Origin of the sequence: Rhodoferax sp. (assembly GCF_018063565.1) — a bacterium.
Classification (GTDB): Bacteria; Pseudomonadota; Gammaproteobacteria; order Burkholderiales; family Burkholderiaceae_C; genus Rhodoferax.
In genome coordinates, this window is the sequence record NZ_JAGPBB010000027.1 from 1 (window position 1) to 16,191 (window position 16,191).

Consider the following 16,191-nt stretch of genomic DNA (forward strand, 5'->3'; position numbering starts at 1 on the left):
TGTGTGGCGCACTGATGATCGTCTGGCTGCTGTTGGCGTGGCGTATGCCGCCAGTTATGCCGACCAAGCCGCAGACCAGCGGCAAAGCCGTTTAAACTGAAACTTTTGAGGGACTCACCATGGCATCAGTGAACAAAGTTATTCTTGTCGGCAATTTGGGGCGAGACCCGGAGGTGCGTACTTTCCCCAGCGGAGACCGCGTGGCCAATGTCACGATTGCCACCACAGACAAATGGCGCGACAAGCAGACCAATGAGATGCGTGAAGCCACGGAGTGGCACCGTATCCAGTTCAATGGCCGCCTGGCTGAGATCGCCGAGCAATACCTGCGCAAGGGATCGCAGATTTACGTCGAAGGCAGTCTGCGCACGCGCAAGTACACGGACAAAGATGGTATCGAGAAATACACCACCGAGATTCGTGCGGATCAAATGCAGATGCTGGGTAGCCGACAAGGCATGGGCGGACCATCCGGTGACGACGACAGTTTCGACAGCCCACCTGCCAGCAACTACAGCCAGCGCGCGCCTGCTGCCAGACCCAGTCCGGCACCGGCTCGGACCATGGCCCCGCCAGCAACCCGCCCGGCCAGCGGCTTTGATGACATGGACGATGACATTCCGTTTTAGCGCGAAGTTTTGAGAAAACCCACGTTTTCTCAGCGGCGATTGCGGGAATTTTGCGTCATTTTCACAGCCAAAGCGAGATTCCAATATACTCCCGGCCGTATTTATCAAGGAAGCGTCATGTCTGACTCGTTATTGGCCGATCTCAAGGACAGCACATCGTCCCGCTGTGCAAGCATCTGCCTGTGGGCCGTCCTGTCGAGCACGGCCACGTTTGCCCAGAGCACAGTTCAGGTGCCGGTGGCGGCCGTGCAAGTGAAATCTGTCGGCACCGGATTTGAAATGGACGGTGTGGTGCAACCCGTTAAACAGGCCACCATCGCGGCGCAGACCGGAGGACGGCTGATTTCGATGCCGGTCAAAACGGGAGACAGGGTTCGCGCTGGCCAGCTGCTTGCCACCATCGACGACAGTGAGACCCAAACCGGTGTCCAGCGCAGCCAGGCGCAGATCGCCCAGACCCAAGCGGAAATGCGCAATTCTCAGCTGAATCTGGATCGCACCCGCGACTTGATGCGCCAGGGATTTGTCAGTGCCGCAGCGTTGGACAATGCCGATGCCCAGCTCAAAGGTGCCACTGCAGCGCGCGACCAGGCCGTTGCCGTCGCCAAGCAGGCCAGTCTCGCGAACGCCTACACCCGCGTCACCGCACCGTTTGATGGCTGGGTCTTGCAGACCGAGGCCGAGGCCGGTGATTTGGCTATGCCTGGCAAGCCGCTGTTGACGCTTTATGCGCCGTTGCCAATGCGTGCGGTGGTGCAAGTCCCGGTTTCCCGCTCAGGCCAGGTCGGTGCCAGCAGCTTGATTGAGCTACAGGTTCCCGGTGCTGACGGCGCACAGCAATGGATCCGTCCGACACAGACCAGCAGGATGCCAAGCGCGGATGCAGTTTCTCAAACCATCGAATGGCGGCTGGATCTACCCGGTTCTACCGCGAGCACCTTGCTGCCTGGCCAGCAGATTCGCGTGCGGTTTGCCGCTGGATCCACCAAACGCCTGACCATACCCGCCGCTGCGGTTCTGCGGCGTGGTGAACTCACTGCGGTCTATGTGGTTGAAAACAAAGGCTTTGTTCTCAAGGCAGTGCGCCTGGGAAGTGACCATGGTGCTCAGGGTTATGAGGTGCTGGCCGGCCTCAAGGAGGCCGATTTGGTGGCCCTTGACCCGGTCAGGGCTGGCTTGAGCGCAGCGCAGGCTGCCCCCGCCAGCGTGGCCCCTCAGTGAGATGAGTATGCAGGAACCAATCCAACTGGGCGTTTCTGGCCGTCTGGCGAAAGCGTTCAAGCTCAACGCCATGACCCCGCTGCTGGCGCTGGTGGCTCTTTTGCTGGGCGCTTTTGCGGTTTTTGTGACACCCCGCGAGGAAGAGCCACAGATCAATGTGACGATGGCCAACGTGCTGATACCGTTTCCCGGCGCCAGCAGCGTTGATGTGCAAAACATGGTCGCGCGGCCGGCCGAGCAGGTTTTGAGCCAGATTGCCGACATAGAGCACACCTATTCTGTGTCACGGCCTGGCATGGCGATCATGACCGTGCAATTCAAGGTCGGTATCCCCCGCACCGAGGCATTGGTCAGACTTTACGATGTGCTCAATGCCAATCAGGACTGGTTGCCTCGGGAACTCGGCACCTTGAGCCCCATCGTCAAGCCAAAGGGAATTGACGATGTGCCGGTGCTGGCAGTGACCATGTGGAGCCGGGAAGCCATTCCGGCCGTGGACCTGGAGCGGGTAGCCCACGCCATGGAAACGGAGATCAAGCGCGTCCCCGGGACACGTGAAGTCCAGACCATTGGCGGACCCTCACGTGCGGTGCAGGTCTGGCTTGAGCCGGTTCGCCTGCGTGAACGCGGCATTGACGTGTTGACCATCAAATCGATGCTGGCCGCCGCAAATGTCAGTATGCCGTCTGGCTCGGTCATTCAAGGAGGCGCCCAGAATGCTGGGCAGATGTTGAAGGTGGAGACGGGTGAATTTCTGCGTACACCCGAGGACGTTGGGGATCTGGTGGTGGGCGTGAGTCAGGGGGCGCCGGTGTTCCTGCGAGAGGTGGCACGTATCGAGTCCGGCGCCCAATTGCCGCAACGTTATGTCTGGTTCACACCCGGTACGGCACAGGCATCAAGTGCCTCGCCCGGCCAAGGCGCGGCATTAAGTCCAGGCGGCGTTTATCCGGCCCTGACGCTGACAGTCACCAAAAAGCCCGGGACCAATGCGGTTGATGTGGCCAGTGCGGTACGAGCACGCGTTACAGAACTGCAAAACACCATCATTCCGGCCAACATCGAAACCAACATCACCCGTGACTACGGTGAAACCGCGGCCGAAAAGGCCAATAAGTTGATCCAGAAACTGGCTTTTGCAACGGGTTCTGTGATTTTGCTGGTGGGTTTTGCGCTTGGCCGTCGCGAAGCCGTGATTGTTGGCTCAGCCGTCATCCTGACGCTGGCGGCCACTTTGTTCGCCTCCTGGGCGTGGGGTTTCACGCTGAATCGCGTCTCACTTTTTGCTTTGATTTTCTCGATTGGTATTTTGGTCGACGATGCCATTGTGGTGGTGGAGAACATTCACCGGCATCAGCAACTCAGACCCGGTGTGCCCTTGCGGGAGATCATTCCGCTGGCGGTCGACGAAGTGGGCGGCCCGACCATCCTGGCCACCTTGACGGTCATTGCCGCCCTGTTGCCCATGGCTTTTGTGAGTGGCCTGATGGGGCCATACATGAGCCCGATACCAATCAACGCCAGCCTTGGCATGGCGCTTTCGCTTGGCATCGCCTTCACAGTGACGCCCTGGCTGGCCCTGAAGTTGATGAAATCACATGGCCACGCGGCTACGTCGGACAATGCAGTAGACGTGGTGAAAATTTCTCGCCTGCAGAGATTGTTTGCCGGCCTGCTGACTCCTTTTCTGAACAGTGCGCGCAAACGCTGGCTGCTGCTGCTGGGTATCCTGATTGCATTGGTCTTGTCAGTTGGGCTGGCCCTGGTAGAGTGGGTGGTACTCAAGATGCTGCCTTTCGACAACAAGAGCGAATTCCAGGTCGTGGTTGAAATGCCGGCAGGCACACCTCTGGAAAATACGGCGGCCGCCTTGCATGAGCTTGGGGCACATCTGGCACGCCAGCCAGAAGTCCTCAATCTGCAGGCCTATGTCGGCACCGCCTCCCCAATTACTTTTAATGGCTTGATCCGGCAGTATTACCTTCGCGCCGACGCGGAACAAGGGGACTTGCAAGTCAACCTGGTGGATAAAAAACATCGCCATGATCAAAGCCATGTGATCGCGCAGCGCCTGCGCCCCGAGCTTGAGAAGATCGGGCAACGCCATCAGGCACGTATCAGCGTGGTGGAAGTGCCTCCGGGTCCGCCGGTGATGTCGCCCTTGGTGGCTGAGGTCTACGGACCTGACGAGGCCGGGCGCCAACAACTGGCCAGCCGGATCGCTAAAGCGTTTGCGAGCACCCCCGATATCGTCGGCGTGGATACCTCCCTGGAAGAGGATGCACCGCGCGCCTACCTGCGGGTTCGTCGGCAACGTGCTGAGTCGTTGGGAATTCCAGTTGCCGCAGTGGCGCAGACGGCCGCCATGGCACTGACCGGCTCCGACGCCGCCTACTTGCATGACGGCCACACCAAATATCCGGTGCCGGTGCGCTTGCAATTGCCGTTGAGCGCCCAAATCGGCTTGGACGATATCTTGGCCATGCCATTGCGCACCGCCAGCGGCAGGATGGTGCCCTTGTCCGAGTTGGTCCAAGTGGAACACGGTGTCATCGACAAGCCCCTTTTCACCAAGGACTTGCAGGCTTTGAGCTATGTGTTTGGTGACATGGCGGGTAAGCTCGACTCACCTTTGTATGGATTGTTTGCCATTCGCAACAAGCTCCAATCGGCGGCCTTGCCGGGTACCGGTGAACTTGGCGAATACTGGATCAGCCAACCCACGGATCCGTATCGCCAGTACGCCATCAAATGGGACGGCGAATGGCAAGTCACGTATGAAACCTTCCGCGACATGGGCGCGGCGTATGGTGTTGGTCTGGTGTTGATTTATCTACTGGTGGTGGCTCAATTCAAGAGCTACCTGACACCGCTGGTGATCATGGCCCCCATCCCACTGACCCTCATTGGTGTTATGCCAGGGCATGCCTTGCTTGGTTCACAGTTCACCGCAACCTCGATGATCGGCATGATCGCGCTGGCGGGCATTATTGTGCGCAACTCGATTTTGCTGGTTGACTTTATCGAGCTGCAGGTTTCCCAAGGAATGGCCTTCAAAGACGCGGTCGTGCAATCCGCTGCAGTGCGTGCACAGCCCATCGCGCTGACCGGTCTGGCGGCCATGATTGGCGCGTTTTTCATTCTGGACGACCCCATCTTCAATGGTTTGGCAATTTCCTTAATTTTTGGTATTCTGGTTTCGACGGTGTTGACGCTGGTCGTCATCCCGGTCCTGTATTACGCGATGTACTGGCGGCATATCCAGTCGCGCGAAAGTGCGGCAGTTTCAGACGGTAACCCTCATTAATTCAATCATTCAACAACCGGAGACAACACATGGCTCACATCGTCATCATGGGTGCAGGCATTGGCGGCATGCCCGCTGCATACGAAATGCGCGAGATCCTGCCCAAAGAACATCGCGTGACCGTCGTCAACAGCACCGACTATTTTCAGTTTGTGCCCAGCAACCCCTGGGTCGCGGTAGGCTGGCGAACCCGTGACGCCGTGACTTTACCGATTGCGCCTTACCTGCAACGCAAAGGCATCGGCTTTATTCCCAAAGGCGTGACACACATCGATGCGGCGGCCAGCAAGTTGACGCTGGCGGGCGGTGAAACCCTGGATTACGACTACCTTGTCATCACCACCGGCCCCAAACTGGCCTTTGACGAGATTGCGGGTGCTGGTCCGGTCAGTTCTGGCGGTGGTGGCAATACCCATTCGATCTGTCATGTCGACCATGCACTGGAATTTTTTGCAGATTACGAGAACTTTCTCAAAAACCCCGGCCCGATCGTGGTGGGCGCGATGCCCGGTGCAAGTTGTTTTGGTCCGGCCTATGAATTTGCCATGATCCTGGACACCGACTTGCGCAAGCGCAAGCTGCGCAGCAAGGTGCCAATCACCTTTGTGACCAGTGAACCCTACATTGGCCATCTCGGTCTCGGTGGCGTGGGCGACAGCAAGTCGATGCTGGAGTCCGAGATGCGCAATCGGGACATGAAATGGATCACCAACGCAAAGACCACCAAGGTTGAGCCGGGCAAAATATTCGTCACCCAGATCGATGATCAGGGCAATCTGGTGAAGGAGCACGAGGTGAGCTTCAAGCTTTCCATGATGCTGCCAGCATTCAAGGGTGTGGATGCAGTGGCTGCGGTTCCCAACCTGTGTAACCCGCGTGGCATGGTGCTGATCGACGAGTTCCAGCGCAGCAAAGCTTACCGCAACATCTTTTCGGCAGGTGTTTGCGTCGCCATTCCACCGGTTGAAGTGACCCCCGTGGCCACCGGAACGCCCAAGACGGGTTACATGATCGAAAGCATGGTCGGCGCCATTACACACAACATCGCTGACGAATTGGCCGGCAAACCCATTGTGGCCAAGGGCACCTGGAACGCCATTTGTTTGGCTGACATGGGTGATACCGGTGCGGCATTTGTGGCATTGCCGCAAATCCCGCCACGCAACGTCAACTGGTTCAAGAAAGGCAAGTGGGTACATCTGGCCAAGATTGCTTTCGAAAAATACTTCATCCGCAAGATCAAAAAAGGTACTTCAGAGCCGGTCTATGAGAAGTACGTGCTCGGATTGCTCGGTATCAACCGGGTCGACAAGTAGTCTTCAACCCTATCAGGAGCTATCAATATGACAGTGCAACGCTACGTTTTTGTCATTGCAGGTTTTTTCATCATGTGCTCCCTGGCCCTCGGGGTCGAGTCGAGTCCGCTGTTTGTCAGCCGATGGGCGCTTGCCTTTACCGCCTTTGTTGGCTTGAATCTGTTTCAGTATGGCTTCACCGGATTTTGTCCGATGGCCCTGATTCTGAAAAAACTGGGCGTACCAGAGTCCCGCGGCAATTGTGCGGTTTGAGCTCGTCTTGTTGGCAACCACGACACTGAAAAGGATCTGCACATGCCAGCATTGACCAACGAGGCAGATCGTACCGATGTGCTGAACCGGTTGCGACGGGCCGAGGGACAGATACGCGGTGTCCAGCGCATGATTGAGGAGGGTGAAAGCTGTCTGAAAATCGGCCAGCAGTTTTCGGCGGTACGCAAGGCACTGGACAGTACTTATGTGCGGATGACCATGTGTTTTATGGAGCAGGAGCTGGGTAACTGCCTGCAAGCGGACGAAGATCAGAAGGACGGTGTCAAGGTCATGCTCAAGGACATGGAGTCCTTGTTGGCACGCATGACCTGAGCCGCGTCACCAAGCGGTTTGGGGGGTGGCGATCACACCACCCCCCAAGCAGACATCCCCGTGGTACAGAACGGCCGATTGCCCGGGCGTGACGGCCCATTGAGGATCTTTAAAGCACAGCTCAAAACAATCTGCTGCCTCGAGCGACATGGTGCAGGCAGCATCTTTTTGCCGATAACGGGTCTTGGCTGCCAGTGCATGTGCCTGATATGGAGCGCCAGACACCCAAGCGACGTCCTGCGCCAGCAATCTGGACGACTGTAGCCACGGATGGGCATGGCCCTGTACGACCCACAAGGTGTTTTCTGCAAGGTCTTTTCGGGCCACAAACCAGGGCAAATGAGCACCGCCGCCGCGCTGCGCACCTTTGGATTTGAGTCCACCGATACCAAGCCCCTGGCGTTGACCCAGCGTGTAAAAACTCATTCCCATATGTTGGCCGATGACTTGCCCCTTGTCGTTCTTGATGGGACCCGGCTCAGTGCGGATGTAGCGATTCAAGAACTCACGAAAGGGCCGCTCGCCGATGAAACAAATGCCTGTGGAATCACGTTTTCCGGCATTGGGCAAGCCGGCTTCGGTGGCGAGGCGACGCACCTCGCTTTTCGGCAACTCACCCACGGGAAACATGGTTTTTGCCAGTTGAGCCTGGGTAAGCCGGTGCAGAAAATAACTTTGATCCTTGCTGGCGTCAGCGCCTTTGAGCAACTCATGGCGTTGGGTCTGCAGATTGAGCCGCGTGCGGGCATAGTGTCCTGTCGCAATCCTTTCCGCGCCCAAACGCAAGGCATGATCCATAAATGCCTTGAACTTGATCTCCGAGTTGCAAAGAACATCCGGATTGGGTGTCCGGCCTGCACGGTACTCCTGCAAGAAAACAGAAAAGACTCGGTCCTTGTAGTCGGTCGCAAAGTTGACGTGTTCGATCTCGATGCCAATCACATCGGCCACCGAGGCCGCGTCCACAAAGTCGGCATTGGACGAGCAATACCCATTGTCGTCATCGTCCTCCCAGTTTTTCATGAAAACACCGACCACCTCATGCCCTTGTTGCTTGAGGAGAAGCGCCGTCACCGCAGAATCGACCCCTCCGCTCATGCCAACCACAACCCGGTGATGTTTCAACGATGGGTTCATGCTGCACCAGTCCCCGGCCAAACACTGCCCACGACCGAAAGGTCGGTATGGAGCAGGCTCAAACCAAAGCGCTGACCCGCCAGATAGTCTTCCACACAGCGCAGTACCATCGGGCTGCGGTGCAGAGTCTGGGTACAGCGAACCTCATCGGCGGTGAGCCACAAGGTCCGAACGATGCCGGGGTCGAGCACGCGATCTGGCTGCAAATCACCCAACTGGCCACAAAATGCGAAGCGCAGATAGGTCACACTTGGTGTCGCCCTATGGTCACGCTCCGGCCGTTCGACCCGTGACAGGTACACGCCAACCAGCGACTGCGGCGCAAAGGCGTACAAGGTCTCCTCCAGCGTCTCGCGGACACAGGCGGCGATCAGGCTTTCTCCCTCATCGAGGTGACCGGCCGGGTTGTTGAGCCGCAATCCATCGGGTGTGTGCTCCTCCACCAGCAAAAATCTTCCGTCGCGCTCAATGATTGCCGCCACAGTGGCGTTTGGTTTCCATCGGTTCGTCATGCCCAATTATCCGAAACATTGCGAACTTGAGTGCTGTTGATTTTAGTCAAGAGTCAATCGGTATAAAGGCAAAGAAACTGATGTAAGCTCAACAGGTTGTCTGATTTCCAATAAAAGCGAGGAGTCGCCCCCATGCAAGCCAGTGCCGCCACTGATGGTTCGTCAGGTCAAGCCGTCGTTGCTCTCCCCCCGGTTACGCCCAAAGTTGCACAGCGAATAGGTGTACCGCGAGAAGTTTTCCCCAATGAAAAGCGCGTCGCCACGGTACCCGAGGTGGTTGAAAAGCTGATCAAACTTGGCTTCGCCGTGTCAGTGGAGTCCGGCGCAGGCGATGCGGCCAATTTTTCCGACGACACCTACCGTGCAGCCGGCGCACAAATTGTTGAGGGTGCCGCCGCCTTGTGGGCCGCGTCAGACATCGTTTTCAAAGTGAGTGTGCCAACCCCTGCAGAGATTGACCTGATGCGCGAAGGCGGCATCCTGATTGGTTTCATCTGGCCGGCGCAAAACCCCGAGTTGATGCAGCAATTGGCCGCCAAGAAGGCGACCGTGCTGGCCATCGACTCCTTGCCACGCATGCTCAGTCGAGCCCAAAAGATGGATGCCCTGACCTCGCAAGCCGGCGTGGCCGGCTACCGTGCTGTCGTCGAGGCTGCCAACGCTTTTGGTCGATTTTTTGCCGGGCAGATCACGGCCGCTGGCAAGGTTCAGCCTGCCAAGGTCTTTATTGCTGGCGCTGGTGTAGCCGGATTGGCAGCCATCGGTACCGCCGTTGGTTTGGGCGCGATCGTCCGTGCCAATGACACGCGGGCCGAGGTGGCCGACCAGGTGATCTCCATGGGCGGTGAGTTTGTCAAAGTCGATTTTGAGGAAGAAGGCGGCGGCGGCGGCGGTTATGCCAAGGTGATGAGCGAGGGCTTCCAGCAGGCCCAGCGCGACATGTACGCCAAGCAGGCCCGAGAGGTGGACATCATCATCACCACAGCGTTGATTCCTGGCAAACCGGCACCCAAGCTGATCACCGCTGAGATGGTCAAGAGCATGAAGCCCGGCAGCGTCATCGTTGACATGGCCGCCGAGCGGGGTGGCAACTGCGAACTGACCGTGCCAGGTGAAGCCGTCGTGCGGCACGGTGTGACCATCGTCGGGTACACCGACCTGGCCTCACGCCTGGCCAAGCAATCATCAACGCTGTATGCCACCAATCTGTTTCGCCTCTCGGAAGAGCTGTGCAAGGCCAAGGACGGGGTCGCCAATGTCAACATGGACGACGACGCCATCCGTGGCCTCACCGTCATCAAGGAAGGTACCGTAACCTGGCCACCTCCTGCGCCCAAACTGCCGGCGGCGGCCACTGCGCCAGCCAAATCGGCGGCGGCACCTGCCAAGAAGGGTGGCCATGGCCATGGTGCGGCCAGCGAACCCATGTCAGGCAATAAGCTGGCCATCATGTTCGGCGTCGCGGCAGCCCTCTTCTGGTTTGTCGGAGCCAACGCGCCCGGGGCGTTCCTGGCTCACTTCACGGTGTTCGTGCTGGCCTGCTTTGTCGGCTACATGGTGGTCTGGAACGTGACACCCGCACTGCACACACCGCTGATGAGTGTGACCAACGCGATCTCGAGCATCATCGCCATTGGTGCACTGGTGCAGATCGCGCCTCCGGCAGGCACCACCGACTGGATTCGCTGGCTCGCTGTGGCTGGTATTGTGCTGACCACCATCAATATGTTTGGCGGCTTTGCGGTCACGCAACGCATGCTGGCCATGTTCCGTAAATAAAGGAGACCCTCATGAGCGAAAGTCTGGCGACCGTCTCCTACATTGGAGCGACGATTCTTTTTGTGTTGAGTCTGGGTGGTCTTTCCAACCCGGAGACATCGCGGCGGGGCAACCTGTACGGGATGATCGGCATGACCATTGCCGTACTGGCCACGGTGTTTGGTCCGCGCGTTTCTGCGGCTGGCATCCCCTGGATCATTGGTGCCATGGTGGTGGGGGGTGCCATTGGTATCTACGCAGCGCGTACCGTACAGATGACGCAGATGCCCGAACTGGTGGCCTTGATGCACAGCCTGGTTGGTATGGCTGCCGCGCTGGTGGGCTTTGCCAGCTATTTCGACCCGACATCGAATCTGCAAGGTGCCGAGAAATCCATTCATGAAATCGAAATCTACGTCGGCATCCTGATCGGTGTGGTGACCTTCACCGGCTCACTGATCGCCTTTGGCAAGCTCAACGGCAAAATTGGTGGCGCGCCGCTGACACTGCCCGGGCGCCACTGGATGAATCTGGTCGGGCTTTTGGTGGTGATCTACTTTGGCGGTGTTTTCATCAACTCCCACAGCATTGCCGACGGCATCACCCCGCTGATTGTCATGACCGTCATTGCCGGTCTGTTTGGCATTCACATGGTGATGGCCATTGGCGGCGCTGATATGCCGGTGGTGGTGTCGATGCTCAACAGCTACTCCGGCTGGGCGGCAGCGGCCACTGGTTTCATGCTGTCCAACGACTTGCTGATTGTGGTCGGTGCCCTGGTCGGCTCCAGCGGTGCCATTCTCTCGTACATCATGTGCAAAGCCATGAACCGCAGTTTCATTAGCGTGATTGCGGGCGGCTTTGGTACGGCGGGCGGAACCTCGGCACCCAAAGGTGACGCCGCGCAACCGGCCGGCGAGGTGACGCCAATCTCCAGCACCGAAACGGCTGAATTGCTGCGTGACGCCAAGAGCGTGATCATTGTTCCCGGTTACGGCATGGCGGTGGCACAGGCCCAGCACACGGTGTACGAGATCACCAAGTTGCTGCGCGAGAAAGGCGTGAATATCCGTTTTGGCATCCACCCCGTGGCCGGGCGCATGCCAGGCCATATGAATGTGTTGCTGGCCGAGGCCAAGGTGCCCTATGACATCGTGCTGGAAATGGATGAATTGAACGACGATTTCCCGCAAACCGACGTTGCCATGGTGATTGGTGCCAACGACATCGTCAACCCAGGCGCACAAGACGACCCGAGCAGCCCGATTGCCGGTATGCCAGTCCTTGAGGTCTGGAAAGCCAAGACATCCATCGTCATGAAACGCAGCATGGCCAGTGGCTACGCCGGTGTGGACAACCCCTTGTTCTACAAGGACAACAATCGCATGTTGTTTGGCGATGCGAAAAAGATGCTCGATGAGGTCCTGAGTTCTCTCAAAGCCTGACGCCAGCGATCATCGCTTTGGCATGACGAAGGGCCGTCCAGCGAGGGTAAACCCTCGCTGGACGGCCCTCTCTAATTAGGGAAAACATAGCTTACAAAAACTGACTGACGGGTGAGAATGGGCGTTTTGCCCCCTAATTGGAGACCTGTTATGAACGATCGCATCTGGCTGAAAACCTATCCCCCAGGCGTTCCCGCCGATATCGATGTCAATCGCTATGGATCAGTGGTTGAGATGATGGAAGAAAGCTTTCAGAAGTTTGCCAACCGAAGCGCTTTCAGTTTCATGGGCAAAGAGCTGAGTTACAAGCAGATTGATGAGCTCAGCCAGACCTTTGGTGCCTACTTGCAAGGCCTGGGACTGGCCAGGGGTGACCGGGTCGCGGTGATGATGCCCAACGTGATGCAATACCCCATCGCCGTGGCGGGCATCATGCGCGCCGGTTACACGCTGGTCAATGTGAATCCGCTCTACACCGCGCGGGAGTTGGAGCATCAACTCAAGGACTCTGGTGCCAAGGCCATCGTCATTCTGGAGAACTTTGCCGCCACGCTTGAGAAATGCCTGGCAGCAACTCCGGTCAAACACGTGGTGCTATGTGCCATGGGTGACCAACTTGGTTTGCTCAAGGGTGCACTGGTGAATTATGTGGTGCGCAATGTCAAGAAAATGGTGCCGGAGTTCAGTTTGCCCCAAGCCGTGCGATTTAACGCGGCCATTGCCAAAGGCAGCAGCGCGAGTTTCAAGAAGGCGGCAGCCAAGGCAGATGACGTGGCGGTGTTGCAGTACACCGGCGGTACCACCGGCGTGTCCAAAGGTGCAGTTTTGCTGCACAGCAATCTGGTCGCCAACCTGCTTCAGGCAGACGCCTGTTTTCAGCCAGCGCTGAAAAAGATCCCGCCGGATGTGCAGATGAATGAGGTCTGCGCCCTGCCGCTGTATCATATTTTTGCCTTCACGGTCGGCATGATGCTGTCCATGCGACTAGGCGGCAAACTGATTTTGATCCCCAATCCGCGGGACTTGCCAGCGGTGCTGACCGAACTGGCCAAACACAAAGTTCATGTTTTCCCGGCTGTCAACACCCTCTTCAACGGGCTGGCCAATCACCCGGATTTCGGCAAAGTTGACTGGAGCCATCTGCTGGTGTCTGCCGGCGGCGGCACTGCCGTGCAAAGTGCTGTTGCCAAGCTCTGGTTCGAGAAGACCGGATGCGCCATTTGCGAAGGTTATGGTCTGAGCGAAACTTCACCGATTGCCACCAGCAATCCTGTCACCATCACCGAGTACTCGGGCTCAATTGGTGTGCCGGTTCCAAGCACCTGGCTGAAGCTGCTTGATGACGATGGCAATGAGGTGGCACCGGGTCAATCGGGCGAGATTGCCATCAAAGGACCACAGGTGATGGCCGGCTACTGGCAGCGTCCGGACGAAACAGCCAAGGTCATGACCCCGGATGGGTATTTCAAGTCGGGGGATATTGGCGTGATGGATGAAAACGGCTACTTCAGGATTGTCGATCGCAAAAAGGACATGATCCTGGTCAGTGGTTTTAACGTTTTCCCAACTGAGCTGGAAGACGTCGTGTCCCAGATGGACGGCATCTTGGAGTGCGCCTGCGTGGGGGTGCCGGATGCAAAATCGGGCGAGGCCGTCAAACTGGTCATTGTGCGCAAGAACCCTGACATCAGCGAGGAGCAGGTGCGCGCTTACTGCAAGGAGAACCTCACCGGCTACAAGCAGCCCAAGCTGATCGAGTTCCGCAATGATCTGCCGAAGACGCCGGTTGGAAAAATCCTGCGGCGCGAGCTGCGCGACAAATAGAAAGACAGCCTTTGAGCACCCTGGCCATCGTCAGCGCCTTACTGGATGAACAGCGAGGCTTGCTGGAGCAGCTCAGCCACGCCAAAAAAAGCATCCGGGCCGGGCGAACTTTCTGGTCCGGGCAGTGGGACGGACGCGATGTGGTTCTTGTGCTGTCACGGGTCGGCAAGGTGGCCGCTGCCAGCACGGCCACCACGCTGATTGAGGCCTTTGGGGTCAGGCAAATCCTGTTCACCGGTGTCGCTGGTGGCCTGGGTGACGGGGTAGCCGTCGGTGATGTTGTGGTGGCAGAGGAGTTTGTGCAGCACGACCTGGACTCATCACCGCTGTTTGCGCGTTATGAGATTCCTTTGTATGGTCGCGCGAAACTGCCGTGCGACCCTCACCTGACCACTATTTTGTTGGAAGCATCAAAGGTAGGACTGAAAAGCGCTGGAGGTCATTTTCATCGTGAAAACCTGATCCATTCGCCCAGAGTTCACAGCGGCCTGATCGCCAGTGGTGACCAGTTTGTCGCCAGCGCTGCAGCCGTCATGCAGTTGCGCAGCGACCTCGCCGGTGCCGGGCACCAGCCGCTGGCTGTGGAGATGGAGGGCGCCGCCATTGCGCAGGTGTGTTTTGATTACGGAGTGCCATTTGCGGCGATGCGCACGGTTTCAGACCGCGCCGACGACGACGCGCACGTCGACTTTTCAGCCTTTGTGCAACAGGTCGCCAGTCCCTATGCGTTGGCGATTGTCCGCCACTTCATGCAACTGCTGCCCGCAGCTTGAGGGATCACACGCGACGGACCGACGCCGCCGTCAGCTTTACTTCAGCCAGCCACGTTTCCTGAAGTACCACATCGGCACCAGGGCACTGGCCAGCATTAACCCCAGCGCAAACGGATAACCCGCCTGCCAGTCCAACTCAGGCATGTACTTGAAGTTCATGCCGTATAGACTGGCGATCAGGGTTGGCGGCAGCAAGGCCACGCTGGCGACCGAAAAAATCTTGATGATCTTGTTCTGGTTGATGTTGATGAAACCGACGGTGGCGTCCATCAGGAAGTTGATCTTGTCAAACAAAAACGCCGTATGGGAGTCCAGTGAATCAATATCACGCAGGATCTGCCGTGCCTCTTCAAACTGTTCACCATTGAGCATCTTGCTGCGCATCATGAAGCTCACCGCGCGCCGTGTGTCCATGGCATTGCGCCGGATCCGGCCGTTCATGTCCTCGTGCCGTGCAATGGCCGCCAGCACTTCGCCGGCCAACGCATCGGTGACATCCCCGGACAGCACTTTCTGGCTGGCTTTTTCCAGTTCGTCATAAATTTCCTCAAGCGTATCGGCTGAGTACTCGGCGTCTGCGTCGAAGAGCTTGAGCAGGACCTCCTTGGCATCTTCGATGAGGCCAGGCGCCCGCCGCGCCCGCATGCGCAGCAAGCGGAACACCGGAATATCCTCATCATGGATGGAGAACAACACACCCTTGCTGCGGAGTTCATCGTTGACCAGATTCAGAATGAATGCGACACGAACGGTATGTGGATCGTCATCGTCCGCCACCAGGAAGTCACTGCGAATATGCAATTCGCCGTTATCCTCCTTGTAAAAACGCGCTGACTCCTCGATGTCCTCGTCCATCGCGTCTTCCGGAATTGACAGGCCAAAGTACTGCTTGATCCAGCGCTTCTCTTCTGGCGTCGGGGCTTCCAGATCAACCCAGATGGGCTGAAAACGCGACAACTCCTCCAGGGATTCAATTTCCTCCTGAAACAAGCGTCCGCTGGCAAGGGTGAAGATATTGAGCATGCGCTCACTCCCAAAATAGGTCAGGCATCGGGGTTGTGTGGGGTGTGGCTCCCAACCCCTGATGCCATTTGGGGCTGAAAGCTACCGAGGCGGGTAGGCTTCCAAGATAGGTCTGTCCATGAGTTACAACCCATGGATTATCGCACCGCCCACGTGATGACGCCCGTGCTCACCGGTGATGACCATGATGCCCAATCCCGCTACAGAAAATCATTGCAATAATGTGTCTTGCGGCGCATAGTGGCATCAGCCAAGCGATTTTTCACAACCAAAAGCTTAGGAGGCTTTGTATGAACTTGACAATCAGCGGTCACCATCTCGAAGTTACACCAGCCCTGCGTTCCTATGTCACCAACAAACTGGATCGCATCAAACGGCACTTCGATCAGGTGGTGGATGTCAAAGTACTGTTGACGCTGGAAAACCAGAAGGAGAAAGAACGTCGCCAGAAGGCCGAATGCAATATTCACATCAAAGGTATCGAACTGTTTGCCGAAAGTGCCCACGCCGACTTGTACGCTGCTGTGGATGAACTGGTCGACAAATTGGACCGACAGGTGGTGCGTCACAAGGACCGCCTGCAATCCCACCACCATGACGCCGCCAAACGTCTGATGTAATCTAAACTCTCACAAGCCGCCCGCTGGTGCGCGCGGCTTTT

At 57.6% G+C, this 16,191-nt stretch carries 14 protein-coding genes; 11 read left to right on the top strand and 3 right to left on the bottom strand.

Translation table 11 applies throughout. The features are described 5' to 3' along the window. The first annotated feature begins 119 nt into the window (after positions 1-119). The 6 genes from ssb to KBF66_RS08375 all read left to right on the top strand — a co-directional run bounded on the left by ssb (position 120) and on the right by KBF66_RS08375 (position 7,058). Positions 120-629: a single-stranded DNA-binding protein gene (gene ssb / locus KBF66_RS08350; RefSeq protein ID WP_296655008.1), complete on the top strand. Its 510-nt coding sequence runs from the start codon at positions 120-122 to the stop codon at positions 627-629. Positions 630-746: 117 nt separating this feature from the next. Continuing rightward, positions 747-1,850 carry an efflux RND transporter periplasmic adaptor subunit gene (locus KBF66_RS08355; protein WP_296655011.1) on the top strand — a complete coding sequence of 368 codons (1,104 nt, stop codon included), beginning with the start codon at positions 747-749 and terminating at the stop codon, positions 1,848-1,850. Between the two features lie 7 nt (positions 1,851-1,857). Then, positions 1,858-5,157, top strand: a complete 3,300-nt coding sequence (locus tag KBF66_RS08360) for an efflux RND transporter permease subunit (RefSeq protein ID WP_296655015.1) — start codon at positions 1,858-1,860, stop codon at positions 5,155-5,157. A 29-nt stretch (positions 5,158-5,186) separates the two neighbouring features. Beyond that, positions 5,187-6,473 carry an FAD/NAD(P)-binding oxidoreductase gene (locus KBF66_RS08365; protein ID WP_296655018.1) on the top strand — a complete coding sequence of 429 codons (1,287 nt, stop codon included), beginning with the start codon at positions 5,187-5,189 and terminating at the stop codon, positions 6,471-6,473. A 27-nt stretch (positions 6,474-6,500) separates the two neighbouring features. Then, complete coding sequence (locus tag KBF66_RS08370) at positions 6,501-6,725, top strand: DUF2892 domain-containing protein (RefSeq protein ID WP_296655020.1); 225 nt, start codon at positions 6,501-6,503, stop codon at positions 6,723-6,725. Between the two features lie 42 nt (positions 6,726-6,767). Continuing rightward, positions 6,768-7,058, top strand: coding sequence for a metal-sensing transcriptional repressor (locus KBF66_RS08375; protein WP_296655023.1), 291 nt, complete (start codon positions 6,768-6,770; stop codon positions 7,056-7,058). 6 nt (positions 7,059-7,064) lie between these two features. Here KBF66_RS08375 and mnmA read toward each other — a convergent pair whose 3' ends face one another. Next, positions 7,065-8,195, bottom strand: coding sequence for a tRNA 2-thiouridine(34) synthase MnmA (mnmA, locus tag KBF66_RS08380; RefSeq protein WP_296655026.1), 1,131 nt, complete (start codon positions 8,193-8,195; stop codon positions 7,065-7,067). Further along, positions 8,192-8,707: an NUDIX hydrolase gene (locus KBF66_RS08385; protein ID WP_296655029.1), complete on the bottom strand. Its 516-nt coding sequence runs from the start codon at positions 8,705-8,707 to the stop codon at positions 8,192-8,194. Before KBF66_RS08385 ends, mnmA begins: the two co-directional genes overlap by 4 nt. A gap of 132 nt (positions 8,708-8,839) precedes the next feature. Between KBF66_RS08385 and KBF66_RS08390 the strand changes: the two genes are divergently transcribed. The 4 genes from KBF66_RS08390 to KBF66_RS08405 all read left to right on the top strand — a co-directional run bounded on the left by KBF66_RS08390 (position 8,840) and on the right by KBF66_RS08405 (position 14,507). After that, the gene (locus KBF66_RS08390; RefSeq protein WP_296655031.1) at positions 8,840-10,486 is read left to right on the top strand and encodes a Re/Si-specific NAD(P)(+) transhydrogenase subunit alpha; all 1,647 of its coding nucleotides are present in this window, start codon (positions 8,840-8,842) and stop codon (positions 10,484-10,486) included. Positions 10,487-10,497: 11 nt separating this feature from the next. Beyond that, a complete protein-coding gene (gene pntB, locus KBF66_RS08395; protein ID WP_296655034.1) occupies positions 10,498-11,910 on the top strand; it encodes a Re/Si-specific NAD(P)(+) transhydrogenase subunit beta in 1,413 nt (470 codons plus the stop codon). Between the two features lie 150 nt (positions 11,911-12,060). After that, positions 12,061-13,734, top strand: a complete 1,674-nt coding sequence (locus KBF66_RS08400) for a long-chain-fatty-acid--CoA ligase (protein ID WP_296655037.1) — start codon at positions 12,061-12,063, stop codon at positions 13,732-13,734. 11 nt (positions 13,735-13,745) lie between these two features. Next, entirely contained in the window at positions 13,746-14,507 is a 762-nt protein-coding gene (locus KBF66_RS08405) for a 5'-methylthioadenosine/adenosylhomocysteine nucleosidase (RefSeq protein ID WP_296655039.1), read from the top strand. A gap of 36 nt (positions 14,508-14,543) precedes the next feature. Here the strand turns inward: KBF66_RS08405 and corA are convergent, their stop codons facing one another. Further along, entirely contained in the window at positions 14,544-15,530 is a 987-nt protein-coding gene (gene corA, locus KBF66_RS08410; RefSeq protein ID WP_296655041.1) for a magnesium/cobalt transporter CorA, read from the bottom strand. Between the two features lie 290 nt (positions 15,531-15,820). Between corA and raiA the strand changes: the two genes are divergently transcribed. Continuing rightward, positions 15,821-16,150: a ribosome-associated translation inhibitor RaiA gene (raiA, locus tag KBF66_RS08415; protein ID WP_296655045.1), complete on the top strand. Its 330-nt coding sequence runs from the start codon at positions 15,821-15,823 to the stop codon at positions 16,148-16,150. Positions 16,151-16,191: the final 41 nt, after the last annotated feature.